The 24829-nt window shown below is 75.1% G+C and carries 23 protein-coding genes and 1 pseudogene; 14 read left to right on the forward strand and 10 right to left on the reverse strand.

The genetic code is table 11. The features are described 5' to 3' along the window. Both ABZY91_RS34700 and ABZY91_RS34705 read left to right on the forward strand, forming a co-directional pair. Nucleotides 1-533: pseudogene (locus ABZY91_RS34700) on the forward strand (hypothetical protein); the annotation flags it as partial. Nucleotides 534-615: 82 nt separating this feature from the next. After that, on the forward strand, nt 616-1632 hold the full coding sequence (locus tag ABZY91_RS34705) for a hypothetical protein (protein WP_355407299.1): 1017 nt from the start codon (nt 616-618) through the stop codon (nt 1630-1632). Between the two features lie 93 nt (nt 1633-1725). Here ABZY91_RS34705 and ABZY91_RS34710 read toward each other — a convergent pair whose 3' ends face one another. The 3 genes from ABZY91_RS34710 to gcl all read right to left on the reverse strand — a co-directional run bounded on the left by ABZY91_RS34710 (nt 1726) and on the right by gcl (nt 4821). After that, a complete protein-coding gene (locus ABZY91_RS34710; RefSeq protein WP_329951795.1) occupies nt 1726-2214 on the reverse strand; it encodes a glutathione peroxidase in 489 nt (162 codons plus the stop codon). Nucleotides 2215-2292: 78 nt separating this feature from the next. Beyond that, nucleotides 2293-2784: a pyridoxamine 5'-phosphate oxidase family protein gene (locus ABZY91_RS34715; RefSeq protein ID WP_329951794.1), complete on the reverse strand. Its 492-nt coding sequence runs from the start codon at nt 2782-2784 to the stop codon at nt 2293-2295. A 255-nt stretch (nt 2785-3039) separates the two neighbouring features. Then, the gene (gene gcl / locus ABZY91_RS34720) at nt 3040-4821 is read right to left on the reverse strand and encodes a glyoxylate carboligase (RefSeq protein ID WP_355407301.1); all 1782 of its coding nucleotides are present in this window, start codon (nt 4819-4821) and stop codon (nt 3040-3042) included. A gap of 833 nt (nt 4822-5654) precedes the next feature. Between gcl and ABZY91_RS34725 the strand changes: the two genes are divergently transcribed. From ABZY91_RS34725 to ABZY91_RS34740, 4 genes are all read left to right on the forward strand, one after another. Then, on the forward strand, nt 5655-5795 hold the full coding sequence (locus tag ABZY91_RS34725; RefSeq protein WP_355407303.1) for a hypothetical protein: 141 nt from the start codon (nt 5655-5657) through the stop codon (nt 5793-5795). Between the two features lie 83 nt (nt 5796-5878). Next, nucleotides 5879-7393 (forward strand): SulP family inorganic anion transporter, encoded by a 1515-nt coding sequence (locus tag ABZY91_RS34730; RefSeq protein WP_355407328.1) that lies wholly within the window; start codon nt 5879-5881, stop codon nt 7391-7393. Between the two features lie 254 nt (nt 7394-7647). Beyond that, on the forward strand, nt 7648-8238 hold the full coding sequence (locus tag ABZY91_RS34735) for a TetR family transcriptional regulator (protein WP_329879277.1): 591 nt from the start codon (nt 7648-7650) through the stop codon (nt 8236-8238). A 154-nt stretch (nt 8239-8392) separates the two neighbouring features. Then, on the forward strand, nt 8393-9163 hold the full coding sequence (locus ABZY91_RS34740; protein WP_355407305.1) for an SDR family oxidoreductase: 771 nt from the start codon (nt 8393-8395) through the stop codon (nt 9161-9163). A gap of 148 nt (nt 9164-9311) precedes the next feature. Here ABZY91_RS34740 and ABZY91_RS34745 read toward each other — a convergent pair whose 3' ends face one another. Together ABZY91_RS34745 and ABZY91_RS34750 are read right to left on the reverse strand one after the other, a co-directional pair. After that, a complete protein-coding gene (locus tag ABZY91_RS34745; RefSeq protein WP_329879275.1) occupies nt 9312-9581 on the reverse strand; it encodes a helix-turn-helix transcriptional regulator in 270 nt (89 codons plus the stop codon). 123 nt (nt 9582-9704) lie between these two features. Continuing rightward, nucleotides 9705-9971, reverse strand: a complete 267-nt coding sequence (locus ABZY91_RS34750) for a hypothetical protein (RefSeq protein ID WP_329879274.1) — start codon at nt 9969-9971, stop codon at nt 9705-9707. Nucleotides 9972-10148: 177 nt separating this feature from the next. Here ABZY91_RS34750 and map point away from each other — a divergent pair, with 177 nt between their 5' ends. From map to ABZY91_RS34765, 3 genes are all read left to right on the forward strand, one after another. After that, nucleotides 10149-10916 carry a type I methionyl aminopeptidase gene (gene map, locus ABZY91_RS34755; RefSeq protein ID WP_355407308.1) on the forward strand — a complete coding sequence of 256 codons (768 nt, stop codon included), beginning with the start codon at nt 10149-10151 and terminating at the stop codon, nt 10914-10916. A 184-nt stretch (nt 10917-11100) separates the two neighbouring features. Beyond that, entirely contained in the window at nt 11101-12006 is a 906-nt protein-coding gene (locus ABZY91_RS34760; protein ID WP_355407310.1) for a universal stress protein, read from the forward strand. A gap of 106 nt (nt 12007-12112) precedes the next feature. Further along, the gene (locus ABZY91_RS34765) at nt 12113-12952 is read left to right on the forward strand and encodes a universal stress protein (RefSeq protein WP_329951789.1); all 840 of its coding nucleotides are present in this window, start codon (nt 12113-12115) and stop codon (nt 12950-12952) included. Nucleotides 12953-13014: 62 nt separating this feature from the next. Here the strand turns inward: ABZY91_RS34765 and ABZY91_RS34770 are convergent, their stop codons facing one another. Both ABZY91_RS34770 and ABZY91_RS34775 read right to left on the reverse strand, forming a co-directional pair. Continuing rightward, a complete protein-coding gene (locus ABZY91_RS34770) occupies nt 13015-13941 on the reverse strand; it encodes a hypothetical protein (protein ID WP_329951788.1) in 927 nt (308 codons plus the stop codon). Continuing rightward, a complete protein-coding gene (locus ABZY91_RS34775; protein ID WP_355407312.1) occupies nt 13938-14993 on the reverse strand; it encodes an SPFH domain-containing protein in 1056 nt (351 codons plus the stop codon). Before ABZY91_RS34775 ends, ABZY91_RS34770 begins: the two co-directional genes overlap by 4 nt. A 120-nt stretch (nt 14994-15113) precedes the next feature. Between ABZY91_RS34775 and ABZY91_RS34780 the strand changes: the two genes are divergently transcribed. Next, nucleotides 15114-16196: a hypothetical protein gene (locus ABZY91_RS34780; RefSeq protein WP_355407314.1), complete on the forward strand. Its 1083-nt coding sequence runs from the start codon at nt 15114-15116 to the stop codon at nt 16194-16196. Between the two features lie 326 nt (nt 16197-16522). After that, nucleotides 16523-18892: a transglycosylase domain-containing protein gene (locus ABZY91_RS34785; protein WP_355407316.1), complete on the forward strand. Its 2370-nt coding sequence runs from the start codon at nt 16523-16525 to the stop codon at nt 18890-18892. 92 nt (nt 18893-18984) lie between these two features. Here ABZY91_RS34785 and ABZY91_RS34790 read toward each other — a convergent pair whose 3' ends face one another. From ABZY91_RS34790 to ABZY91_RS34800, 3 genes are all read right to left on the reverse strand, one after another. After that, nucleotides 18985-20271: a glycerophosphodiester phosphodiesterase gene (locus tag ABZY91_RS34790; RefSeq protein ID WP_355407318.1), complete on the reverse strand. Its 1287-nt coding sequence runs from the start codon at nt 20269-20271 to the stop codon at nt 18985-18987. 251 nt (nt 20272-20522) lie between these two features. Further along, complete coding sequence (locus ABZY91_RS34795; protein ID WP_355407320.1) at nt 20523-20795, reverse strand: hypothetical protein; 273 nt, start codon at nt 20793-20795, stop codon at nt 20523-20525. A 202-nt stretch (nt 20796-20997) separates the two neighbouring features. Next, nucleotides 20998-21543, reverse strand: a complete 546-nt coding sequence (locus ABZY91_RS34800; protein WP_355407322.1) for an alpha/beta hydrolase — start codon at nt 21541-21543, stop codon at nt 20998-21000. Between the two features lie 282 nt (nt 21544-21825). Between ABZY91_RS34800 and ABZY91_RS34805 the strand changes: the two genes are divergently transcribed. From ABZY91_RS34805 to ABZY91_RS34815, 3 genes are all read left to right on the forward strand, one after another. Beyond that, nucleotides 21826-22392, forward strand: a complete 567-nt coding sequence (locus ABZY91_RS34805) for a DJ-1/PfpI family protein (protein WP_329879263.1) — start codon at nt 21826-21828, stop codon at nt 22390-22392. Between the two features lie 290 nt (nt 22393-22682). After that, nucleotides 22683-24032, forward strand: a complete 1350-nt coding sequence (locus ABZY91_RS34810) for a serine hydrolase domain-containing protein (protein WP_355407324.1) — start codon at nt 22683-22685, stop codon at nt 24030-24032. A gap of 187 nt (nt 24033-24219) precedes the next feature. Then, the gene (locus ABZY91_RS34815; protein ID WP_355407326.1) at nt 24220-24771 is read left to right on the forward strand and encodes a gamma carbonic anhydrase family protein; all 552 of its coding nucleotides are present in this window, start codon (nt 24220-24222) and stop codon (nt 24769-24771) included. The last annotated feature ends 58 nt before the right edge of the window (nt 24772-24829 follow it).

Raw genomic sequence — 24829 nt, forward strand, 5'->3', positions numbered from 1 at the left:
CGGTGCCGGGGCTCCCGCCCGGCTCCGCCGGTCCCACCACCGGCCTGCCGCCGGCGCCGCCCGGCGGCGGCGTGCCCACCGCCGCGCCCACCACGGCCCCGACCGTCGGGCCCCCGTCGGCCCCGCCCGTCGGCGGCGCGCCCACCACCGCGGGTCCGAGCCCGACCCTCGGTCCGGCGCCGACCGCGACCGTCGCTCCGGCGAGGGTGACGGTCGGCACGGTGAACGTCGACTCGCTGACCTGCGCCGGGCGCTGGAGCGTGACCGCGACGGTCACGGTGGTCGCCCAGGGCGCGGGCACCGGAGACCTCACGCTGAGCTGGTACCACAGCTCGGGCGGCCGGGCGGTCACCGTCGCGACCGAGACGGTGGTGGTCCGCGACGGTCGCGCCACCGTGACCCGGACGCACGACTTCGGCTCGGCCGACACCTTCCCGACCTGGGGTGTGCGCGTCGGCACCATGCCGGCTGCGGCGAAGCCGGGCCGGACGTCGGCCGACGTGGCCGCCTACCTCTGCGACCCGCCCCGCTGATCCGCACCCACCCGGTCCGGTCCGTGACCGGCCTGCGTCCGGACGACCCGTCCCGATCCCGATCCCGCTCGCTGGAGGAGCCATGTCCACGTCCCGACCAGACTCCGCCCCGGTCCCGGTCCCGGTCCCGGACGCTGACCGGACCGTCCGGCTTGCCCAGGGCGGGGAGAGCGTCCGCCCGGGGCCCGGCGGGGGCGACGGCGACGCCGAGGTGACGGTCCGGCTCGCCCAGGGCGGGGACGGGGCCGAGGGCGGGGACGGCGGTCGGGCGACCGTCCGGCTCGGGTCCGGTCCGGTGGCACCGGAGCGGACGGTCCGGCCGGACCGCCCCGCCGCGCCGCCGGTGCCGGTGCCGGTGCCCGGAGCCGGCGGGCCGGACGCCGAGGCCACCGTGCGGATCGACCCCACCGAGGCTGCGAGTGCGACGTTCCTCGACCCCCGCGTCTGGGGCGGCGCCGCTCAACCGGCGGAGACCACCGCGCCGATGGACACCCCGGCGTACGGCAGCACCGTCCCCTGCCCGCCCCCGCCCGGCGCGGGACCGGCCGCCGCGGCAACGCCCGCTACGGGACCGGCCGGCGACGGCCCGGAGGCCGGGCGACCGTTCGCCCCGGGCGAGCTGCGGCGCTTCGGTCCCGGAGTCCCCCCGCAGGCCGCCGCCGTCTGGCACGGCCGGGCCGTCCCCGGTGCGGAGGAGCCGCGCCGGGGCCGCCGGGTGCGGCGGTGGCTGGTGCCGGTGGCGGTGCTGGCGGCCGTCCTCGCCCTCCTCTTCTGGCGCCTCCGGGCACCCGACCTCGCGGTCACCGGCGTCGGTGTGACCAGCGGCCAGGAGACCCCCGGCTGCGGGGGCACGGCGGTGATCACGGCCACGGTGGAGACCAACGGCGGGGCCGGCACCCTCCGGTACCGCTGGCTGCGCAGCGACGGCACGACCTCCGGCGAGATCCTCCAGGACGTCCGCTCCGGCGCCCACCGCACCGAACTGGTGCTGCGCTGGAGCTTCGAGGGGCGGGGTGCGCTGGAGGCCACCGCGACCCTGGAGATCCTCTCGCCGCAGGCCCGGACGACGGCCACCTCGTTCCCCTACCGCTGCTCCTGAGCCGGCGACGTCCGCCGGTCCGCCGACCGGGTGCGGGCACGCCGGAGGGCCCGGGTGCCCCGGGCCCTCCGGCGTGCGGGTCGCGCGTGCGCGTCAGGCCGGGAGCACGGCCTCGATGGCGGCGACGACCTCGTCCGACTCCGGCTCCGTGCGCGGCCGGATCCGGGCGGCCACCGTGCCGTCGGGCGAGACGAGGAACTTCTCGAAGTTCCAGGAGACGTCCCCGGCCTGGCCCTCGGCGTCCTCGGTCCGGGTCAGCGCGGCGTACAGCGGGTGCCGGCCCTCGCCGTTGACGTCGGTCTTCTCGAACAGGGGGAAGGAGACGCCGTAGGTGGTGGAGCAGAAGGTCTGGATCTCCTCCGCGCTGCCCGGCTCCTGCCCGGCGAACTGGTTCGACGGGAAGCCCAGCACGGTGAACCCGCGCTCGGCGTAGCGCTCCTGGAGCCGCTCCAGGCCCGCGTACTGCGGGGTCAGGCCGCACTTGGAGGCGACGTTGACGATCAGCAGCGCCTTGCCCTTGTAGTCGGCCAGCGAGGCGGCCTCGCCGGACAGCGTGCGCAGCGGGATGTCGTACAGGCTCACGGTGTGGTCCCCTTCGGAGGGTCTGCGGATTTCGGTAACGGACCGGGCTCGTCAGGAACGGTAGCCGCTCCCGCTCGCTCAACCGTCGACGGGCCGCGGGTGTTCCGGGGCGGGCGGTCCGGCCAGCCGTTCGGCGACGGCGGAGAAGTCGGCGCTGAGCCACCGTTCGGGCCGCATCCGGATGGCTATGTCGGCCGTGAGCTGGTCGGCGGTGGCCGCCAGGTAGGCCGGCACGGTGGCGGGGGAGAGGTAGCGGCGGGCCATGGCGGCCCGCTCGTCCGGGTCGAGCCGGTCCTCGAACGCCACCACCGGCCCTTCGACGCTCACGTAGCGGCAGGGTGGTTCCTCCTGCTGGGCGCAGAGCGTGAAGCGGCCGGCCGTCCGGATCCGCCGGGCCTTGGCGGAGTCGCGGCCGGTGAGGACGGTGACCAGCCCGCCGGGCCGGTAGGAGTACCAGATCGGGACGGCCAGCGGGGCGCCGGCCGGACCGGCGCCGCCGACGGCGAGGACGCCGACGTGGACGGCGGCCAGGAAGCGCTCGCGTTCGGAGCTGGTCATGGTGAAGGACACGGCGTCGGCCTCCCGGGACGGAGAGTCCCGCGCGCCGCGGTCGCGCGCGGGCGGCCCCTGGTACGTACCCGTACGGCCCTCGTTCCGAACGCCTCGGGCCGTCGGTGCGGTGTGCGCCGCGCCCGGCCGACCGCGCCCGGCCGACCGCGTCCGGCCGTCCGTACCCGGCCGTCCGTACCCGGCCTCCTTCCGTGCCGCGGCCCCGGTCCCCGCCGCACCCGGTGAGCGACCGGGTGCGGCGGCGGCCGGGACGGATCAGGGTGCCAGCGGCCGGATCGCCGTGGGGGCGTGCTCCGGGAGCGTGGCGGCCTCCTCCCACTCCACCACCTTGTCGATGTCGGCGGCGGCCATCGAGATGTTGGTGACCCGCTCCAGGATCGCCTCGACCACCACCGGGACCCGGAACTCGGCGGCCAGCTTCTTGGCCTCCTCGAAGGCCGGCAGCAGCCCCTCCGGTTCGGTGACCCGGATCGCCTTGCAGCCCAGACCCTCGGCGACCTTGACGTGGTCCACGCCGTAGACGCCCAGTTCCGGCGCGTTGATGTTCTCGAACTCCAGCTTGACCTGGAAGTCGATGTCGAAGTTCCGCTGCGCCTGACGGATCAGGCCCAGGTAGGCGTTGTTCACGAGGACGTGGACGTACGGGATCCGGTGCTGCGCGCCGACCGCCAGCTCCTCGATCATGAACTGGAAGTCGTAGTCGCCCGAGAGCGCGACGACCTGGCCCTCCGGGTCCGCGGTGGCGACACCCAGGGCGGCCGGCACGGTCCAACCGAGCGGCCCGGCCTGGCCGCAGTTGATCCAGTGCCGCGGCCGGTAGACGTGCAGCAGCTGCGCGCCGGCGATCTGCGAGAGGCCGATCGTGGTGACGTACCGGGTCTCCGGCCCGAACGCCCTGTTCATCTCCTCGTACACGCGCTGCGGCTTGATCGGGACGTCGTCGAAGTGGGTGCGGCGCTGGAGCCGCGCCTTGCGCTCCTGGGTGGAGGCGGCCCAGGCGCTGCGGTCCCTGAGGACGCCGGCGGCCTTGAGCTCCCCGGCCACCTCGACGAACAGCTCGAGCGCCGCCCCGGCGTCCGAGGCGATCCCGAGGGCGGGGGCGAAGATCCTGCCGATCTGGGTCGGTTCGACGTCGACGTGGACGAAGGTGCGGCCGGCGGTGTAGACGTCCAGGCCGCCGGTGTGGCGGTTGGCCCAGCGGTTGCCGATGCCGAGCACGAAGTCCGAGGCGAGGAAGTTCTCGTTGCCGTAGCGGTGGGAGGTCTGCAGGCCGACCATGCCGGCGTGCAGCTCGTGGTCGTCCGGGACGACGCCCCAGCCCATCAGGGTCGGCACCACCGGGACGCCGGTGAGTTCGGCGAACTCCCGCAGCAGTTCGGCGGCGTCCGCGTTGATCACGCCGCCGCCGGCCACGATCAGCGGCCGTTCGGACTGCTGGAGCAGCGCGAGGGCCTTCTCGATCTGGATGCGGTTGGCGGTGGGCCGGTAGACCGGCAGCGGCTGGTACGCCTCGGGGTCGAACTCGATCTCGGTGAGCTGGACGTCGATCGGCAGGTCGATCAGGACCGGGCCCGGGCGGCCCGAGCGCATCAGGTGGAAGGCCTGCTGGAAGACGCCGGGGACCTGTGCCGCCTCCAGCACGGTGGTGGCGGCCTTGGTCACGGGCTTGGCGATCGAGGCGATGTCGACCGCCTGGAAGTCCTCCTTGTGCAGGCGGGCGACCGGGGCCTGGCCGGTGATGCACAGGATCGGGACGGAGTCGGCGATCGCCGAGTAGAGGCCGGTGATCATGTCGGTGCCGGCCGGCCCGGAGGTGCCGATGCAGACGCCGATGTTCCCGGTCCGGGTCCGGGTGTAGCCCTCCGCCATGTGGGAGGCGCCCTCGACGTGGCGGGCCAGCGTGTGCCGGATCCCGCCGGAGGCCTTGAGGGCGGCGTAGAAGGGGTTGATCGCCGCACCCGGCACGCCGAACGCGACCTCGACGCCTTCGAGCTTGAGGATCTCCACGGCCGCGCGGGCGGCTGTCATACGAGGCATCGGACTTCTCCTGCGTCGTCGGCCCGCAGGGAATCGGAGGGCTCATCTCCAGAATTCCACCATACGGAAGAAAGGTTTCTTTATGCGGAAACAAAGTATGGCGGGCCGCGGCGAGGCGTCAAGGGGAGGTTCAACAGAATGTGGAAGTGGGGTCGGCGCCTCCGGTCGCCGACCCGCCGGTCGCGCAGTGGGGCCCGCGGCGGCCCGTTCGGCGGCCGTCCGGCCCGTCGACCGGGCGGCCGACCGCCGGGCCGGGTTCTCGGCCGGGCGCTCGACCGGCGAACGTGCGTGCCCGTCCGAAGCCCGGATTCCGGTCCGAAAGCGAGCCTCGCGTGTGTCCCGCGTGAAGGGACGGTGGGGGAGGTTGGCCTGCCGCGGGCCGCTGGGTACCGTCGGTGGCACGCCGGACCCGTCATGGTTGCCATGTTCAACTCGGGTCGCGGCAAGGGGGGTTGAGGGCCGATCGGGGAGCGGGGGAGCTCCGGCGCTCGGGTCCCGTTCGCAGCAAGCCCAAGGATGCTCAAGGACGACGCGGGAAGCTCCGGCGGCTCGGGCCCGAGTGCGCCCGGCCCGCCGCCCGTACTCCGCCGGGGCGACCCGCCCGCGCGACCGCACCGGCCCCGACCCGCCACCCGCCGCCGCCCGCGCACCCGGACCGCCGGGTCCGCGCACGCCCGGTCCGCTCCGCTTCACCCGGGACCATCCGGGATCGCCCGGGACCACCCGGCGGTGGGCCCGTCCCGCCCGCCGGGCCCGCCGGCCCCGCCCGCCGCCGTTCCGCCCTCCCAGCAGCTGAGTGCCCGCCGTGGCGGGCGCACGGAAGGAATCGCCCCATGCCCCGACGCCGCCCCCTGCCCGAAACCCCGGCCGCCGGGACCACCTGCTCCGCGACCGGGGCCGCCCGCCCCGTCGCCGGGGCCACCCGCCCCACCGCCCTCGACCTCCCCCCGTGTGCCGGGGCGGTGGTCCGGTGAACGGCCTGCCCCGCCGGCGCAAGAGTCCGCCCGCCGGCCCGCGCCACAACGCCCCGCCCGGGCGCGCCCGCCCCCGCCGCGCCCTGCGCCACGCCCCGGTCGAAGCGCTGCGCGCCGTGCCCTGGCGCCACGACCTGCCCGCCTCCCTGGTGGTCTTCCTGGTCGCCCTCCCGCTCTGCGTGGGCGTCGCCGTCGCCTCCGGGGTGCCGGCCGAACTCGGCCTCGTCACCGGCATCGTCGGGGGCCTGGTGGTCGGCGCCCTGCCGGGCAGCAGCCTCCAGGTCAGCGGACCGGCCGCCGGCCTGACCGTCCTCGTCTACGAGGCCGTCCAGCAGTACGGCGCCGCCGCCCTCGGGATGCTGGTGCTGCTCACCGGACTGCTCCAACTCGCCATGGGGGCGATGAGGTTGGGGCGCTGGTTCCGTGCGATGTCGGCCTCGGTGGTGCACGGCATGCTGGCCGGCATCGGCCTCACCCTGCTCTTCGGGCAGCTCTACGCGCTCGCCGACCGCCGGGCCCCCGGCACCGGTACCGAGAAGATCGCCGGTGTCCCCGCCCTGCTGCGCGACGCCGTCACCGGTGTCGCGAACCCCGCGGCGGTGGCGCTCGGCACGGGCACCCTGCTGGTCCTCGTCGCCTGGAAGTACCTGCCGCCCCGGCTCGCCCGGGCGGTGCCGGCCCCGCTGGCCGCGGTCGGCCTGGCCGCCGCGGTCACGGCCGCGGCGGACCTGCCGGTGGCCCGGGTGCGGGTGGCCGCCCTGGTCGACGTGGTCCAGCTCCCCGACCGCGCCGCGCTCGGCGCCCTGGCCGGCACGGCGGGCGTCGGCACCATTCTCGCCTTCACCCTGATCGCCTCCGCCGAGACCCTCTTCAGTGCCGCGGCCGTCGACCGGATGCACCACGGCCCGCGCACCCACTACGACCGCGAACTCACCGCGCAGGGCGTCGGCAACACCCTCTGCGGGCTGCTCGGGGCACTGCCGATGACCGCGGTGATCGTCCGCAGCGCCGCCAACGTCCAGGCCGGCGCCCGGACGAAGGCCTCCAGGGTGCTGCACGGCTGCTGGCTGCTGCTCTTCACCGCCCTGCTGCCGGGTGCGCTCGGGCTGGTCCCGCTGACCGCGCTGGCCGCCGTCCTGGTGCACGCGGGCGCCAAACTGGTCCCGGTGCGGCGGACGGTCGCGCTCTGCCGGGACCACCGGGGCGAGGCGGCGGTGCTCGCGGTGACGGCCGTCTCGGTCATCACCACCGACCTGTTCGAAGGAGTGCTGATCGGCGTCGGCCTGGCCGTCGTGAAGTCGGCCTGGCAGACCTCGCACCTGCAGATCGGGGTGGAGGAGCTGCCGCCCGCCGCGGACGGCCCCGGCGGGCCCAGCCTGCGGGTCCGGCTGAGCGGCAACGCGACCTTCCTGCGCCTCCCCCGGCTGCTCGACGCGCTGGAGCGGCTCCCGGCGGACCGTCCGGTCGAGCTGGACTGGTCGGGGCTGCGCCACCTCGACCACGCCTGCACGGTCGCCCTGACCACCTGGGCCGTACAGCACCGGGCCCGCAGCTCCGCCCCGCTGGCGGTCGAACCGCCGCTGCCGACGGTGGTCTGACGGGGTGCGGCGGCCGGCCCGCCGCCCTCCGGCCCCGCACGGTCGACCTCCGGTCGCCCGGTCCGCCGATGCCCCGAGGATCGGCGGACCGGGCGACCCGCGGACCGGGGCCCGCCCGTCGTCCGCCTTTCACGGAGCTCCGTGCGGGGATACTGGCAGGCGCCGCCCCGGTGCGTCCCGGCTCCTCGTCCGCCCGGTTCGATCTCCTTCAATCTTTCTTGACCGATCGATCTGGAAAAGGCTACGGTTCAGGCATGGCGCGAACCAAGGAATTCGATCCCGACGTGGCGCTCCAGTCCGCTCTGGAGCTCTTCTGGCGGCGTGGCTACGAGGCCACCTCGATGGCCGACCTGGTCGACCACCTCGGGATCGCCCGCGCCAGCATCTACGCCACCTTCGGCAGCAAGCGCGAGCTCTACCTGCGCGCGCTGGAGCGGTACGGGGAGCAGCAGAACCCGTTGCTGCTCTCCGAGCTGTCCCAGCCCGGGCCGGTGCTGCCGGCCGTCCGTGCGCTGGTCCGCCGCTTCGCGGGGGAGTCCGCCGCGGACGGTGAGGGCGGTCCGCGGCGCGGCTGCTTCGTCACCAACACGGCGGTCGAGCTGGCCCCGCACGACCAGGGCGCGGCCCGTCGGGTGGAGGCCAGCCTCGGCCACCTGGAGACGCTGCTGACCGCGGCCCTGGTGCGGGCCCGGGTCCAGGGGGAGTTGCCCGAGGGGCGCGACCCGCGGGCGCTGGCCCGGCTGCTGCTGGTGCTGTTCCAGGGCATGCGGGTGATCGGCAAGGCCGGTGACGGCTCGGCGCGCCTGCGGGACGCCTCCGAGCAGGCGCTGGCGCTGCTGGACTGACCCGGGCCGCGCCGCGCCCGTTCCCGCCCGGACCCCGCTGCTCCGGTCCGCCTTTCCGTCCGTCGCTCCGCACCACTGCCTGAACTGCTGCCTGAACTGCTGTCCCGATACTGAACCGAACGGTCAATTTAGACCTCGATCGAGGAGTCCCCGCATGACCCGCACCACCACGCGCTTCACCGGTACCTCCGTCCTCGTCACCGGCGGTGGCAGCGGCATCGGCCGCGCCGTCGCCCTCGCCTTCGCCCGTGAAGGGGCCCGGGTGGCCGTCGCCGGCCGGACCGCGAGCCCGCTCGCCGAGACGGTCGCCCTGATCGAGGGCGAGGGCGGCACCGCGGTGGCCCTGGTCGGCTCCGTGGCCGACGGTCAGGACGCCGCCCGACTGGTCCGGGAGGCCGTCGAGCAGCTCGGCGGGCTGGACATCGCGGTCAACAACGCCGGCATACTCGGCGGCCTCGGCCCGGTCGCCGACGTCGCCGAGGAGGACTGGCAGCGGCTGATCGACACCAACCTCACCGGCACCTGGCTCGCGATGAAGCACCAGATCGCCCACCTGCGGGCCAACGGCGGCGGAGCCATCGTCAACATCGCCTCCAACCTGGGCGTCCACATGCGTCTGGAGGGCCTGGGCGCCTACGCCGTCTCGAAGGCCGCCGTCGCCGCGCTCACCCGCAGCGCCGCCCGCGACCACATCGCCGAAGGCGTGCGGATCAACCTGGTCAGCCCCGGTCCGGTCGACACCGGTATGTCCTCCCGCCCGGGCGAGACCGCCGCCGACAAGGCGGACCGGATGAAGGGCGACGTTCCCGTGGGTCGCGCCGGTGCCGTCGAGGAGGTCGCCGCGGCCGTCCTGCACCTGGCCTCGCCCGAGTCGGCCTACACCGTCGGCGCCGATCTCGTCCTCGACGGCGGCATCACCGCCTGAGGCGCGCCGGAGCCACCGCAGCCCCGAACGGCCGGCCCCCCACCCGGCCGTTCGGCCCGTGCGCGACCCGCACGACCCGCACGACCTGCGCGACCCGAATGGCCCGTCCGACCTGCGCGACCCGTCCGTCCTGCTCGCCGCGCGGCGGCTACGCCGAGAGCGCCTCGTCGTCGGCCGGGGCCCCGCACGCGGCGGCGAGGTCGTCGAGCGACAGGCCGAGGGCGTAGGCCAGGGCGGTGACGGTGAAGAAGGCGGGTGTCGGCGCGCGTCCCGTCTCGATCTTGCGGAGCGTCTCGGCCGAGATGCCGGCCGCCGCCGCCACCTCCACCATGCTGCGCGCGCCACGCGCCTCGCGAAGCAGCGCACCGAAGCGCTCGCCGCGCTCGCGCTCCCAAGGGGTCAGCGGAGTCCTCACCATGCCCCGATGGTAGGCCAGCGCCGTGGCGGGAGGCAGCGCCCCCGGTCATCGGCTCCCGTCAGGCCCGTCGCCGACCGCGGACAGCCACCCGCCCCGCCGCCGCCCCGCGGTCGGCGTGCCCGGTCACCGTGTCCTCAGGGCCCGCTCGCACTCGGCGCAGCGCCGGTCGGTCAGCCCCGGCGGGTACCAGGGCTCGCCCGGCCGGGCGGGCCGGTAGTGGGAGTGCTCCATCGGGCCGGTGTCCAGGCCGCAGAGGGTGCGGGGCTGCGGATCCTCGGGGACGTCCGGGTCGGCGCCCGCGGCGTGCACCGCCAGCACCGCGGGCTCGACTCCGTCCGGGCCGAGTGCCCGGTCGGGCTCCGTCTCGAAGAGGACAACGATCGATCCCATGAACCCAGGCTCGGTGACTCCGGCCGGACCCACATCCCGGGGTGCGCCTTCCGTGGCCCGGACGCCCCGTGGCCCGGCCGCAGGTCCCGCACGCCCTCCGACCGTGATAGAAATACCGGTATAAGAATTGGAGGCCGACCCCGCGGAGGCGTTGGCTCCTCAGGAGTGAGGTATCGCATGGTGGAGTTCAAGTCGGAGGCGTCGCTGGCGTCGATGCGGGAGGCCGGTCGGGTGGTCGCCACGGCGCTGGCGGAGGTGGAGCGGGCCGCCGCGGTCGGGGTGAGCCTGCTGGAGCTGGACCGGGTGGCGCGCGAGGTGCTGCGGGCCGCGGGCGCGAGTTCGCCCTTCCTCGGGTACCGGCCGAGCTTCGCGCCGGTACCGTTCCCGGCGGTGATCTGCGCCTCCGTCAACGACGTGGTGGTGCACGGGATCCCGGACGGCTACCGGCTGCGCGACGGTGACCTCGTCAGCATCGACTGCGGGGCCGTGCTGGACGGCTGGGCCGGTGACGCGGCCGTCAGCTTCACCGTCGGCACGGCGCGTCCCGAGGACTCCGAGCTGATCGCCGCCACCCGCCGGGCGCTGGAGGCCGGGATCGCGGCGGCCGTGGTCGGCAACCGGATCGGCGACGTCGCGCACGCGATCGGCAGCGTGGCGCGCGAGGCGGGCTACGGTCTGCCCGAGGGGTTCGGTGGCCACGGCATCGGCCGGCGGATGCACGAGGAACCGGACGTCCCGAACGAGGGCCGTCCGGGCCGGGGTTTCCCGTTGAAGCCGGGGCTGGTGCTGGCGATCGAGCCGATGCTCACCGCAGGGGGCAAGGACGAGCACGCCACCGACCCGGACGGGTGGACGATCCGCACGGTCGACGGCAGCCGGGCCGCGCACGTCGAGCACACCGTGGCGGTCACCGAGGCCGGTCCCCGGATCCTCACGCTGCCGTAGCGGCCCGGCGCAGGCCGCGCCGCCGCCGCGGGGCCTCGGGGCCGCCGCAGGTCCCAGGGGCCGGACGGTCCTCCGCGCGGGGGACCTTGGGCCCTGGGTGCACGGGGCCACGGCGGGAAGGGTGGTGGGTGCGGCCGGGGAGGTACCCCGCCCGGCCGCTCCGAACGAATGCCGGAGGTCCCCCATGTCCGCTCCCGTCGTGGTCGGTGTCGATGGTTCGCCGGAAAGCCTGGCGGCCCTGGACTGGGCGGCCGACGAGGCGTCCCGCCGCGGCGCGCCGTTGCGGCTGGTGCACGCCTGGCCGAGCCCGGTCACGCCGCTGGCGGTCCTGGGCACGGCCGACCTGGAGCGGCGGCAGGCGGACGTGGTGCTGCGCGAGGCCGAGCTGAGGGCGCGGGACCGGTGCTCGGAAGCGGCGGTCACCGCCGTGCACGTGCCGGGCGACGCGGTGCGCGCCCTGGTCGTGGAGGCCGGTGAGGCCGGGCTGCTGGTGCTCGGTTCGCGCGGGCTGGGCACGGTGGCGGGGTTCCTGGTGGGTTCGGTGAGCCACCGGGTGCTCGGCCGGGCGGCCTGCCCGGTGGTGCTGGTCCGCCGCGGCGAGGACCCGGACGCGCCCGCCGGGGCGGAGGTCGTCGCCGGCGTCGACCCGTACGACGGCGCCGACGAGGTGCTCGCCCACGCCTTCGAGTCGGCCGCGCGGCTGCGGCTGCCGGTGCGCGCCGTGTACGCGTGGACGCTTCCGCCGTCCTACCAGTACGCGGGCATCGCGGCCGGTGTCGACGTGACCGGCGAGATGTCGGCGCAGGCGCGGCGCGAACTGGCCGCCCTGATCCTGCCGTGGCGCGAGAAGTACCCGCAGGTGACAGTGGTGGAGGAGACCGTGAACGCGCGGCCGGCCCGGGTGCTGGCCGAGCGCGCGGCGGACGCGGAGCTGCTGGTGGTGGGGCGCAGGGTGCGCCGCTCGCCGGTGGGCGTCCACGTGGGCGCGGTGGCCCACGCCGTCCTGCACCACGCTCCGTGCCCGGTCGCCGTGGTGCCCTACGAGCGGGTGCGCGAGCAGGAGCGGGGCGCGGACGCCGACACCCCGTAGACGTCCCGGCTGCGCCCGGCGGCGTCCGGTGGACGGCGGCGGGCGCGGGTGGGCGACGGCGGACGGCAGGCGGCAACAGGTGGATTCGACAGCGCGGAGGCAACGGATGAGCGACCCGGTACTGGTGGGTGTGGACGGCTCGGAGGCGAGCCTGGCCGCCGTGGACGTCGGGGTCCGCGAGGCCCGGCTGCGCGGCTGCGGACTGAAGATCGTGCACGCGTTCATCTGGCCGCTGATGCACGTGTCGCTCGGCCCCTCCCCGAACGGCCCGGCCGAGGGCGGGCTGCGCCACCAGGCGGAGGGCGTCCTCGCGGACGCGCGACGCCGGGCCCGGGCCCTGGATCCGGCCCTGGAGGTCGAGGCCGAACTCGCCACCGGGGAGCCGCTGGGGGTGCTGGCCGGCCGGTCACGCCGCGCGAGCCTGGTCGTGGTCGGCAGCCGCGGGCTCGGCCGGTTCAGCGCCCTGGTGATCGGCTCGGTGGCGGTGCACCTGGCGGCGCACGCGGCCTGCCCGGTACTGATCGTCCGCGGCCGGCCGGATCCGGAGGGCGACGTGCTGGTCGCGGTGGACGGCTCGGGCGTGGGCGCGGAGGCGGTGGGCTTCGCCTTCGCGGAGGCCACCGCACGGAGGGCCCCGCTGACCGCTCTGCACGCCTGGCACCCCCACACGGGTCCGGCCGACCGGGCGGAGCCGGTCCCGGCCGACGCGGTGGTCGGCTGGCGCGAGAAGTACCCGGACGTCGACGTCCGGATCCGTCTGGTGGAGCAGCACACCCGCCCGGCCCTGATCGAGGCGAGCCGCGACGCCCAGCTGATGGTGGTCGGCGCCCGCGGCCGGGGCGGCTTCGCGGGTCTGCTGCTCGGTTCCACCAGCCAGGCGGTCATCCAGCACGCCCACTGCCCGGTCGCGGTCGTCCGCCACACCGAGGCCGCAGGCCCGGCCTGAGCCGTGTCCCGGGTCGCGGGGTCGCGGGGTCGCGACCCGGGGCGTACGGCCCCGCCCGGGCCTCAGACCAGCAGCCGCAGCCGGGCGGCGGCGACGCCGACCCGCACGGTCTGGCCCCAGGCGAGTTCCAGGGCGTCGCTCTCGATGCCGTCGCCGAACGCGACCAGCCGGTCCGACTCGACGGTCAGGACCAGCCGGTGGCCTGCGTCGAGCAGCCCGTGCACCCGGCCGGTGCCGGTGGCGGGGGAGGGCCAGGCCTCGCGCACGAACCAGGCGAGTGCCGCGGCGTCCGGCCCGGGCAGGGCGAGCGGGGCCCCGCGCTCCAGCCAGGCGGAGCGGCACCAGCCGGTGCCGCCCGTGCCGGTGCCGACCAGGACGCCCGAGGACGCCTGGGCCTCACCGGCGTCGGGGCCGTCCGGAGCGTCCCCCGGGAGGCCCTCGACAGCCAGGCGGTAGCGGGCCGTCTGGTGGCCGGGCTGCCCGACGTAGACCTCGTTGAGCGCGAGCAGCCGCTGGGTGTCGTCGGCCACCGCCTCGACCATCGTGCGCTCCTCGACGCGCCGCGAGACCCCGGGGCCGGCGGCGGCCGGCAGGAGCAGCGGCAGCGCGTCCGCGCGGTGCCGGACCAGGACGCCGGGGTTGCGGCCGGGGTCGGCGTCCACCCCGATCACGGGTTGCCCGGCGAGGTACTTGGCGACGTTCGCGACGAGGCCGTCCTGGCCGACCACGACCACCACGTCCTCCGGCTCGAAGAGGAACCGGGGCAGGTCGGCCCGTTCGACCCGGGTGCGGCGCCAGTCGAGCGGGACGGCGCCGGCGGCCCGGGCCAGGGCCTCGGCCTGCCGCCGGTGGCGCCGCTCGACGTCCTCGATCGAACGGCCCCGGCTGTGCAGGAAGTACGAGGCCTGGCCGGGCGTCCCGTGGTGGGCGACCAGTTCCTCGTACTCGGTGCGGCGGTGGACCAGGACCGCCCGGGGCGCGAGCGTCACCGCGCGCCTCCGCCGCCCGCCGTACCGCCGCCCGCCGGACCCTCACCCGCCGGACCGCCCATGGCGCCGAGCCTGGCGAGCAGGCCGGTGACCAGGTCCGGGGTGAGCGTGAGGTTGTCGATGCGCGGCAGGTGCTCGGCCAGCCGCATGAGGGCGAGAGCCCGCAGCACGGCCGGGTCGGCCTGCTGGTGGGCGGCCAGCCAGGCCGCCTCGCTGGAGGCCCGGGCGTCGCCGAGCGCCCGGGCGGCCTCGGCCTCGGCGACCGCGAGCCTGCTGCGGCGCTCGGCCTCGGCGTCGGTGCGGATCCGGTCGGCGGCGGCGTCGTCCTCGGCCTTGAGCCGGGTGTTGGCGGCCTGCTGGGTGATCAGCTGTTCCTCCCGCCGGGCGAGTTCGATCCGGTTGGCGAGTTCGTTCTCGGCGATGCCGCGCTCGTGCTCGACCGCGACGGCCCGTCGTTCGAACGTGGCCCGGTCGGCCTCCTGCTGGACCAGTTCGCGGGCGGGGGTGCGCAGCGCGCGTTCCACCTCGGGTTCGGGGCGCAGGGCGACGACGCGGACGGCGATGACGGCGAGCCCGGTCTCGGCGAGCCGCGGTTCGGCGGTGAGACCGGTGGACATCCGGTCGCGGACGGTCGCGACGCCGTCGGCCAGCGCCGCGGCGAGCGGGGTGCGGGCGAGCAGGCCGAGGGCGTGCTGCTGCGCGGTCTCGGTGAGCAGGGTGGCGAGCTGGTCGAGCGGGGCGGCCCGCCAGGCGCCGGTGTCGGGGTCGATGCCGAAGTCGACGCGGGTGGCTGCGGTGGCCGGGTCGGTGATCCGGTAGGTGAGGGTGGCCTGGACGGTGAGGTCCTGGAAGTCGGCGGTGCGGGCGTGGAAGAGCATGGCGAGTTCGCGGTCGTCGACCGGGACTTCGGAGAGTGCGGCGGTGAGCGGGCGGAACCAGAAGGCGAGCCCGGTGCCGTCGTGCGTGAGGCGGCCGCGCCGGAAGTGGCGGATGTGGGCGGTCGGGACGGCGCGCAGGTGGCGCAGTCCGAAGCGCCTGGTGATGTCGGCCATGAGTGCGTTCCCCTTGTCGTCACGCCGACGATATGGGGCGGCACTGGATCTCGTCAAGGTGACGAGAAGGGAAGTCCGGCCCGGTCGCGGGAGCCGTGGGAGGATCGGCTGGTGCTGAGGATGCGAACGAAGAGGCCGGCGACGACGCACCCCGCCGGCCCCGGGGCGGCCGTGCGGCTCTCCACCGCGCTGCTCGCCGTCTGCACCGGCGCCTGCGCCGTCCTCGCGGTCGGCGCACCGCCCGCCCGCGCCGCCGACGGCCCCGGCGAGGCGTTCACCCTCACCGACCCGCGAATCACCGAGTCCAGCGGTCTCGCCGCCAGCCAGGTCCACCCCGGCGTCTACTGGACCCACAACGACAGCGACGACGGCCCGTACGTCTACGCGGTCGACTCCCGGGGCCGCACCGTCGCGACCGTCACCCTGCGCGGCGTCGAACCGCGCGACGTCGAGGCGGTCTCGCTCGGTCCGGACGGCCGGCTCTACCTCGGCGACATCGGGGACAACCTCGGCGGCAAGTGGCCCGAGGTCTGGATCTACGCCTTCGCCGAACCCGCCGAACTCCGCGACCAGACGGTGGAGGTGACGCGCTACAAGGTCCGCTACGAGGACGGGCCGCGCGACGCCGAGGCGCTGATGGTCCACCCCGTCACCGGCCGCGCCTACATCGCCAGCAAGCGGCAGGGCGGCGGCGGCCTCTACCAGGGGCCCGAGAAGCTCTCCCCGACCGGTGTCAACACCTTCCGCCGGATCGGCGAGGTCTCGTGGATCACCGACGGCGCCTTCTCCCCGGACGGCACCAGGCTCGTCCTGCGCGGCTACTTCTCGGCCGCCCTCTACCGCTGGAAGGACGGCGCGCCGGCCCCCCTCGGCGCGCTCACGACCCCGTTCCAGCAGCAAGGCGAGTCCGTCACCTTCAGCGCGGACGGCCGGGCCCTGCTCTACGGCAGCGAGGGCAAGGGCAGCCCGGTCTGGCGTGCGCCGCTGGACGACGGTCAGCTTCCGGACACCGTGAAGCCGCTGCCCCGTCCGACCGCCACCCCGACGCCGGGTGCCGCCGCCCCGCCCGGTGGTGCGTCGCCGGACGCGTCGGCCCCCGGGGGCTCCTCGGACGGTCCTTTCGACCAGGCCCTCGGCGTGCTCTTCCTGGCGGCCGTGGTGGGGGCGGTCCTGGGCCTTCGGCGGAAGAAGAAGAGCGACTGACGGCGCCCGCCGGGCGCCCGGCGGGCCGCCCGTCCGGTCCACTCGCGCCGGCCGCGCCGGGCCGGCCCGGGTGCCCGGCCTGCCTGCTCCGCCGGGCCGCCGCCCGCCCGCCCCTCCGGTCTGTCCGTGCGCCGTCCGCCGGCCGGCCGGCGGCCGCCGCCTTGATCCAACCGTCGGCACGTGTGCGAACGGGCGCCCCGTCCGGCGGACCGTTCGTCGACCCGCCCACCTGCCGTCGCCAACCAGGCCGATCTGTCGCCGATTTGTGACCAAGGTTGGCCAACACCGGCCCCTCGCGCGGTTTTCGTGGACGTAGTGTTCCGACTATGTCACGGAGAAGCCGCCGCAACGCCTCCCCGGAGCCCTTCGACACCTGGGTGCCACGTCCCCGGCGCCGCGAGACCCCGTTGGGCCTGCTCGGCCACGGGGTGAAGTTCCTCGGTTACAGCACCCTGGCCGGCGTCCTGCTGGCGGGCATCGCCCTGCCGGCGGCCGGCGCCCTCGGCCTCGGGGTGAAGAACAGCGTCGACGGATTCGACAACATCCCGGACGACTTCAGGACCCCGCCGCTCACCCAGGCGAGCTGGATATACGACTCGACGGGCGGCCTGATAGCCAAGGTCTTCGAGCGGGACCGCACGGTGCTCGCCGCCGACCAGATGTCCCCGCTGATACGCCAGGCCCAGGTGGACATCGAGGACGCCCGCTTCTACGAGCACGGCGCGGTCGACCTCAAGGGTGTCCTGCGGGCCATCTCCAAGAACGCCGAGAGCGGCGCCACCGTCCAGGGTGCCTCGACGCTGACCCAGCAGTACGTGAAGAACGTGAACGTCGAGAAGGCCGGTGACGACCAGGCGGCCGTGCTGGCGGCCCAGCGCAAGACCCTGGGCCGCAAGATCCAGGAACTCAAGTACGCCATCAAGCTGGAGGAGGAGCTGACGAAGGAGCAGATCCTCACCAACTACCTGAACATCACCTTCTACGGCCGCCAGGCGTACGGCATCCAGGCCGCCTCCCAGCGGTACTTCAGCAAGGACGCGAAGGACCTCACCGTCCCCGAGGCGGCGACCCTGGCGGGGCTGGTGCAGAACCCCTCCCAGTACGACCCGAAGCTCCACCCGGTGGCCGCGCAGAAGCGCCGCGACACCGTCATCGACAAGATGGTGGAGAACAAGCACCTCACCCCGGAGCAGGCCCGCGAGGCCAAGGCCGCGCCGCTCGGCCTGCGCTACAAGGAGCCGCAGAACGGCTGCATCACGGCGCAGTCGGGGATGGGCTTCTTCTGCGAGTACGTCCGTCGGGTGGTCAAGCAGGACCCGGTCTTCGGCAAGACCGCCGCCGAACGCAAGAAGCTGTGGGACCAGGGCGGCCTGGCCGTCCACACCACCCTCGACCCGGTCAAGCAGGCGGCCGCGCAGAACGCGGTGACCAAGCGGGTCAACGTGACCGACCCGGTCTCCGCGGCGATGACCATGGTGGAGCCGGGCAGCGGCCGGATCCTGGCAATGGCCCAGACCCGCCCGTACGGGCTCGACCCGAACAAGAACCAGACCGTCGTCAACTACAACGTCGACGCGGCGATGGGCGGTGGCAACGGCTTCCAGCCGGGCTCCAACTTCAAGCCGATCGTGGCCGCCGCCGCCCTGGAGGCCGGCCTGCCGGCCACGCAGTCCTACCCGTCGCCGAACCGGATGGAATGGCCGACGATGAGCACCTGCGACGGCACCTGGAAGAACCTGGCGAAGAACGACAAGAAGAACGGCACCATCCCCAACGAGTCCGCGGGCGAGGTCGGCCCGTACCAGCTCAAGGAGGCGATGGCGCTCTCGGTCAACACCTACTTCGTGCAGATGGAGCAGGAGATCGGCCTCTGCGCGGTCAAGCAGATGGCCAACAAGCTCGGCGTGGCGGGCAAGGCGAGCGGCAAGCCGCTGGAGGAGCTGCCGGCCCTCGGCCTGGGCACCCAGGAGGTGAGCCCGCTGGCGATGGCCAACGTCTACGCCACCTTCGCCGCCCGCGGCACCTACTGCGCGCCGCTCGCGATCAGCAGGATCAGCACGGTGGACGGCAAGGAGATCCCGGTCAGCCCGCCCAAGTGCGACCGGGTGCTCTCCGAGAACACCGCCGACGTCATCAACACCGTGCTGCTCGGCGTCACCGAGAAGGGCGGCACCGGGCGCGACCTCGGCCTCGACGACGACCGGCAGATCGCCGGCAAGACCGGTACCAGCGACGAGAAGAAGTCGGCCTGGTTCAGCGGCTACACCGGCAACCTGGCCGCCTCGGTCTGGCTGGGCGGCCCGGCCAAGGGCGTGCCGATGAAGAACATCAGGATCGGCGGCCGGTACTACGAGGAGGTCTTCGGCGCCACCGGCCCGGGACCGATCTGGCAGATGGGCATGAGCGACGCCGTCAAGGGCATGCCCGAGAAGGAGTTCGCGACCGTCCACATCCCGGACCCGCCGCCGAAGCGCGACCCGTCCGGGAGCCCCACCGGTTCCGGGGGCTCCCCGTGGCCGGGCGGTTCCGCGACGGACACGGCGCCGACCTGGCCCGGCGGGCGCAACACCGCCCCCGGACGGCCGCGCACCTCGCAGCCGACCCAGCCGGCCAAGCCCGTCCAGCCCGTCCAGCCGCAGACCAAGCCGGACGAGCAGGCGCAGACACAGTCCGACGACGGGTCCGCCGACGGCTGACCCCGGCCGGGTCCGGCGACGCGCCGACGACCGTGCCCCGGACCGTCCGACGACGGTCCGGGGCACGGTCGTTCAGCCGGGAGCGCCGGGTGTCAGTGCACGCCCTTGGCGGCCCAGAAGTCCTGGCGGGCCAGCACGCTGGTGTCGGTCTGGTCGGTGAAGAACCCGTCCACGCCCAGCTCGTACAGGTACCGGGCCCAGCCGATCGCGTCGCCGTACGCGTTCGGGTCGGTGCCCTTGCGGTAGTCGAGCGGCAGGAAGCCGTTCTCGTTGCGCACCGTGTAGGGGTGCAGCAGCAGGCCGGCCGCGTGTGCGTCCCGGACGAGCGTGGTCGGCGGAAGGAGCTTGCCGGTGGCGTCGACCGGTGCGATCAGCTGCGTGGTCGGGCCGATGCCGTGGGCGAAGCCGGCGATCCAGCGCAGCCCGGCCGGGGTCACGAGGTCGGCCACCGTGCGCCGGTCCCCGGCCAGCTCGAAGTCGTACGGTCGGCTGGCCGCGCCGCTGAGCAGCTGGATCCGCGGGTTGTCGACCAGCTTGGCGAGCCGCTGGAGACTGCTCGGCTCGAAGGACTGCAGGATCGCCCGCCCGTTGCGCCCGGCCAGCCCGGTGCGGCGCAGCTCGTCCGCGAGCCGCTCCTCCAGGGGCAGGCCGATCGACCGGAAGTAGCTGGGGTGCTTGGTCTCCGGGTAGACCCAGACGTCCCGGCCCAGCTCGCGACCGCGCTTGCGGGCGAAGTCGGCCACCTCGCGGAAGGTGGGGATCGCCCAGCGGCCGTCGTAGACCGTGTTCCGCTGACGCTGCTGCGGCAGCCGCTCCTTGGCCCGCAGGGTGCGGAGCTCGGCGAGCGTGAAGTCCTCGGTGAACCACCCGGTCTGCGCCGCGCCGTCGATGGTCTTCGAGGTCTTCCGGCCCGCGAACTCCGGGTGGTCGGCGACGTCCGTGGTCTCGGTGATGTTGTTCTCGTGCCGGACCACCAGGTGGCCGTCCTTGGTCGGGACGAGGTCCGGCTCGATGACGTCCGCGCCGAGCTGGAGGGCGAGGTCGTACGAGCCCAGGGTGTGCTCCGGGCGGTAGCCGGGGGCACCGCGGTGTCCGACGATCAGCGGGTGCGGCAGCCGGTCCAGGCCGGTACCGGTGCGGACCGGCGGGCGGGTGCCGGACGGACGGCCCGCGGCGGCGGCGCGCTCGTCGGCGGCGGGCTGCTCGGCGTCCGCGCGGTCCCCGCCGGGGGCCGCGAAGGCCTCCCCGGCACCGGCGGTGGCGAACGCCGCCGCGCCGATCCCGGCCGCGCCGGTGGCGCGCAGGAAACGGCGGCGGGAGGCTCCGGGGCCCTCGGCGGGCTCCGCCGGGCTGCTGCCGTCGAGCGGACGGTTCGTCATGGGTTCTCCTTGGTCGCCCTGGTGGCGTGGCGTCGGGGTCGTCGCCCGCAGACTAGGAGCCGTCGCGCCCGGCCGGGTGGCCTCCGGGCGAACTGCGGGAGAAGTTCCGACACCCGCCGCCCGCCCGGAGAACGGGACCGCCCCGCCAACCGCTCCCGTCACGCCCGGGCAACCCCGCCCCGGGGAACGGGAGGGGCCGGCCGCGGTCACGCACCGCGGCCGGCCCCCGGCCCGGGCGAGCCGGACGCCGGTCAGCCCGCCGCGGCGCAGAGGGCGTAGGTCTTCTCCGCGTGCAGCAGGGACTCCAGCTCGGGGTAGCCCTGCTGGCGGTAGCTGTAGTAGGCGACGGTGTACTCGACGTCGCACCTGTAGGCGGCGGCGACCTGCTCGACCGGCTTGGGGTCGACCGTGAGGTCCCCGGTCGTGGCGCCGGGCGGGGCGGCGGCCTGGGCGGCCGCCGCCCCGGTGAGCAGGGCGGTGGCGCTGAGCGCGAGGACGGCGAACGAGCGGGAGAGACGGTTCATCGGTGCACACCCTTCGGGTAGTCGGTCTGCCCCGATTCTGTCCGGAGGGCTGATCCACTTCCCATCCCCGAAGTCTGGGATGCCGGCCGGTCCGCCCCCGGCGGCGGCCCCCGTCGTCACCGGCTGCCGTGTCCGCGACCGCCGTGTCCGCGACTGCCGAGTCCGCGACCGCCGAGTCCGCCGCCGCTGCGCCGTCGTCGTGTCAGAGGGCGGCGAGCAGCTCGCGGCCCTCCGGCCAGTCGCCGAGCCCCGAGTCGGAGTTGAGGTGCCCGTACGCGCCCGGCTCGACGTAGCGGGCGCCCCAGGAACCGGCGAAGTGGCGGGCACGGTCCGGCGTGACCCACGGGTCGTCGGTGCTGGAGACCACGACGGCCGGGAACGGGAACCGCGGCAGGGCGACCGGACGGAAGCCCAGGAGCTCGGGGACGTCGGCGTGGTCGATGTCGGCGGGGGCGACGAGCAGGGCGCCCCGGACGAGAGCGGTCCGCGCGGCCGGCGCCCCGGCCACCCAGCGGGCCACCGTCGCGCAGCCCAGGCTGTGCGCCACGAGCACCACCGGCCCGTGCGCCGCCGCCGCAACGATCGCCGCGTCCACCCGGGCCACCCAGTCCACCGGGTCCGGGTGGTCCCAGTCCGCCTGCTCGACCCGGACGAACGCCGGGTCGCCCGCCTCCCAGCGGCTCTGCCAGTGGTCCGGGCCGGAGCTCTGGTAGCCGGGCAGGACGAGGTAGGTGGTGCGGTCCGACATCGGGGCGGATTCCCTCCGTGGGCAGGGGTACGGGCAGCAGGGAGTCTAGGCGCAGGCCGTACAGGGGGCGTGCACCGCCCACGTCCGGCGCACGGGGGCGCACATGCGCCGTCGGATGCCCGTGCGCCCTGTTGCGCGGGCCCCGTACGGCGGGGAACGCTGGGTGCGCCCTGTTGCGCGGGCCCCGTACGGCGGGGAACGCTGGGTGCGGCCCGCGCCGGGATCCCATCGGGCGGGGCCTGTCACAGAACTGACGATCGATCGATTCGGAGGGATGTCGCGATGGCATCGAAGATCCTGCTCGTCACCGGGGACGCCGCGGAGTCACTGGAGGTGTTCTACCCCTACCAGCGGCTGCGCGAGGAGGGCTACCAGGTCGACATCGCTGCCCCTGCCAAGAAGCGGCTCCAGTTCGTCGTGCACGACTTCGTCGACGGCTTCGACACCTACACCGAGAAGCCCGGCTACACCTGGCCCGCCGACGTCGCGTTCGCCGACGTCGACCCGGCCGACTACGTGGCGCTGGTGATCCCCGGTGGCCGGGCTCCCGAGTACCTGCGCAACGATCCGGACGTGCAGCGGATCGTCCGGCACTTCTTCGAGAGCGAGAAGCCGGTCGCGCAGATCTGCCACGGCCCGCTGGTTCCGGCCGCCGCCGGGGTCCTGGCCGGGCGCACCAGCGCCGCCTACCCGGCTCTGGAGCCGGACGTGCGGGCGGCCGGCGCGAGCTACGTGGACGGCGAAGCGGTGGTCGACGGGGTGGTGGTCTCGGCGCGGGCGTGGCCCGACCACCCGGCGTGGCTCCGGGCGTTCGTCGAGGTGCTGCGGGTGAAGGCCCCGGTCGCCTGATCCCGAGGCCGGTGCCGGTGCCGGTGCCGACCCCGGTGCCGGCAGCCGCCCGGCCGCCGGCCCTGAGTCTCCGTCCCGGCGTCTCCACCCCTGGTCGGAGGCGCACCCCGAGGCCCGTCGGGGGCGCCGCCGACCTGAGGGTGAGCGACACGCGGCAAAGGATGGGACCAGGGGCGGAGAAGGTCCGGACCAGGGGCTGACGCCTCCTTCGTGTACGGCTGGCAGAGTGTCAGCTGCCATGGAAGGCAAGGGTGTTGTGGACACCCGTCGGCGCTGATTCGGGAGGCATCATGGCCGGGACGTACAGGGGAACGGTGGACGGCGGGGTCGGCGGCGAGACCGCGGACCGGGCGGGGGTGGCGAGGCCCGGGCGCCGGCGCGGCGCGGCGGTCCGCGTGCTCGCGGTCGCGCTGGCCGGCGCCGGCCTGGTGGGCGTGGTCGCCCCGGCGGCCGGTGCCCACGGCGCGCCCGGGCCGGACGGGGTGACCGTGGCGGGAGCCGGGAAGGGCGTCGACGTGAAGGCGCTGGACGACGCGGTACGCAGGATGGTGGAGCAGGGCGGGGCCTCGGCCACGCTGGCGAGGGTCAGCGAGCGCGGTCGGTCGGTGTGGAAGGGCGCGGCGGGCACCGCCGACTTCGCCACCGGACGGAAGGCCGGCGCGGACGGCCGGTTCCGCATCGGCAGCGTCACCAAGACGTTCGTCTCCACGGTGGTTCTCCAACTGGTCGCCGAGGGCCGGCTGAGCCTGGACGACAGGGTCGAGCGCTTCCTGCCCGGCCTCGTCCCCGGTGGACGCGACATCACCGTCCGCCAGCTGCTCGACCACACCAGCGGCCTCTTCAACTACACCGAGGACGACGCCTTCGCGCACGAGGAGAGCGCCGAGTCGATGCAGCAGTGGCTCGACACCGGGCGCTGGACGGTCTACCGGCCGGAGCAGCTCGTCGCGATCGCCAAGGGCCACCAGCCCTACTTCGCGCCCGGGCAGGGATGGCACTACTCCAACACCAACTACGTCGTGATCGGGCTGCTGATCGAGCGGGTCACCGGTCGCAGCTGGGCCGACGAGGTGGACCGCCGGATCGTCCGGCGGCTGGGCCTGACCGCCACCTCGATGCCGATCCACTCGACGACCGTCCCCGGTCCGCACGCACACGGCTACTACAAGCTGCCCAGCGGCCCGGCCGACGTCACCGAGCTGGACCCGAGCATGGCGGACGCGGCCGGCGCGGGAATCTCGAACACGGCCGACCTCACCACCTTCCTCAAGGCCCTGCTCGGGGGCCGGCTGCTGCCCGCCCGCCTGCTGGCCGAGATGAAGGCGGTCACCCCGCAGAGCGGCGAGGCGCAGTACGGCCTCGGTCTCCAGCGGACGCCCACCGCCTGCGGCGACGTCTGGGGCCACGCCGGTGGCATCCCGGGCTACAACACGTTCGTGTTCGGCGACGCCGACAACCGCCGGCAGTTCGTGGCCTCGGTCAACGCGTACGACGTCTCGGACCTCCCGGCCACCAACGCGGCGTTCGACAACCTGATCAACACCGGTGTCTGCGGCGGCCCGCCGCCGGCCCCCGCCGCCGGTGCGCCCCGCACCGGCGTGCCGTCCGTGGAGGGCGTGCTGGACGGTCCGCGCACCTGACCGGTGCCCGACGGGAGCAGACCGGCGCCTGACCGAGTGCCGCTCCGGAACGGCCGGAGCGGACCCGGAGCGGACCCGGCGCCGGCGGGCGCCGGGTCGGCGGGCTCGGGCCCCCCGGCCGGTCCGGCGGCCGGGGATGCCATCATGGCCCGCACCTGATGGGCGGTCGTCACCGGGAGGACGCAGCATGGCAGAGCCGTTGATAGCCGAGGTCGCGGGCCGGGCACCCGCCGTCGACCCGACCGCGTTCGTCGCGCCGAACGCGGTCGTGGTCGGCAGCGTGACACTCGGTGCCGGGGCGAGCGTCTGGTACGGCGCGGTGCTGCGCGGCGACGCCGAGGCGATCACGGTCGGCGCCGGCAGCAACGTTCAGGACAACTGCACGCTCCATGCCGACCTCGGTTTCCCGCTGGTGATGGGCGAACGGATCTCGGTCGGGCACAACGCCGTGCTGCACGGCTGCGTGATCGAGGACGACGTCCTGGTCGGGATGAACGCCACCGTGCTGAACGGTGCCCGGATCGGCGCCGGCTCGCTGGTGGCGGCCGGTGCCGTGGTGACCCAGGGTACGGAGGTCCCGCCCGGTTCCCTGGTCGCGGGCGTCCCCGCCAAGGTCCGGCGGGAGCTGACCGAGGACGAGCGCGCCGGCATCAAGGTCAACGCGGAGGGGTACCGCCTGCTGGCCGAGGGCCACCGGGACCTCCGTCCCGTCCCGCCCGCCCCCGGCGCGCCCGCGTAGCGGAGCCGCCCGGCCGGGCCGGGCCCGGCCCGGGCGGCTCCGGTCGGGTACCGCTCAG

It is taken from the genome of Kitasatospora sp. NPDC002965, assembly GCF_040611255.1.
Classification (GTDB): domain Bacteria; phylum Actinomycetota; class Actinomycetes; order Streptomycetales; family Streptomycetaceae; genus Kitasatospora.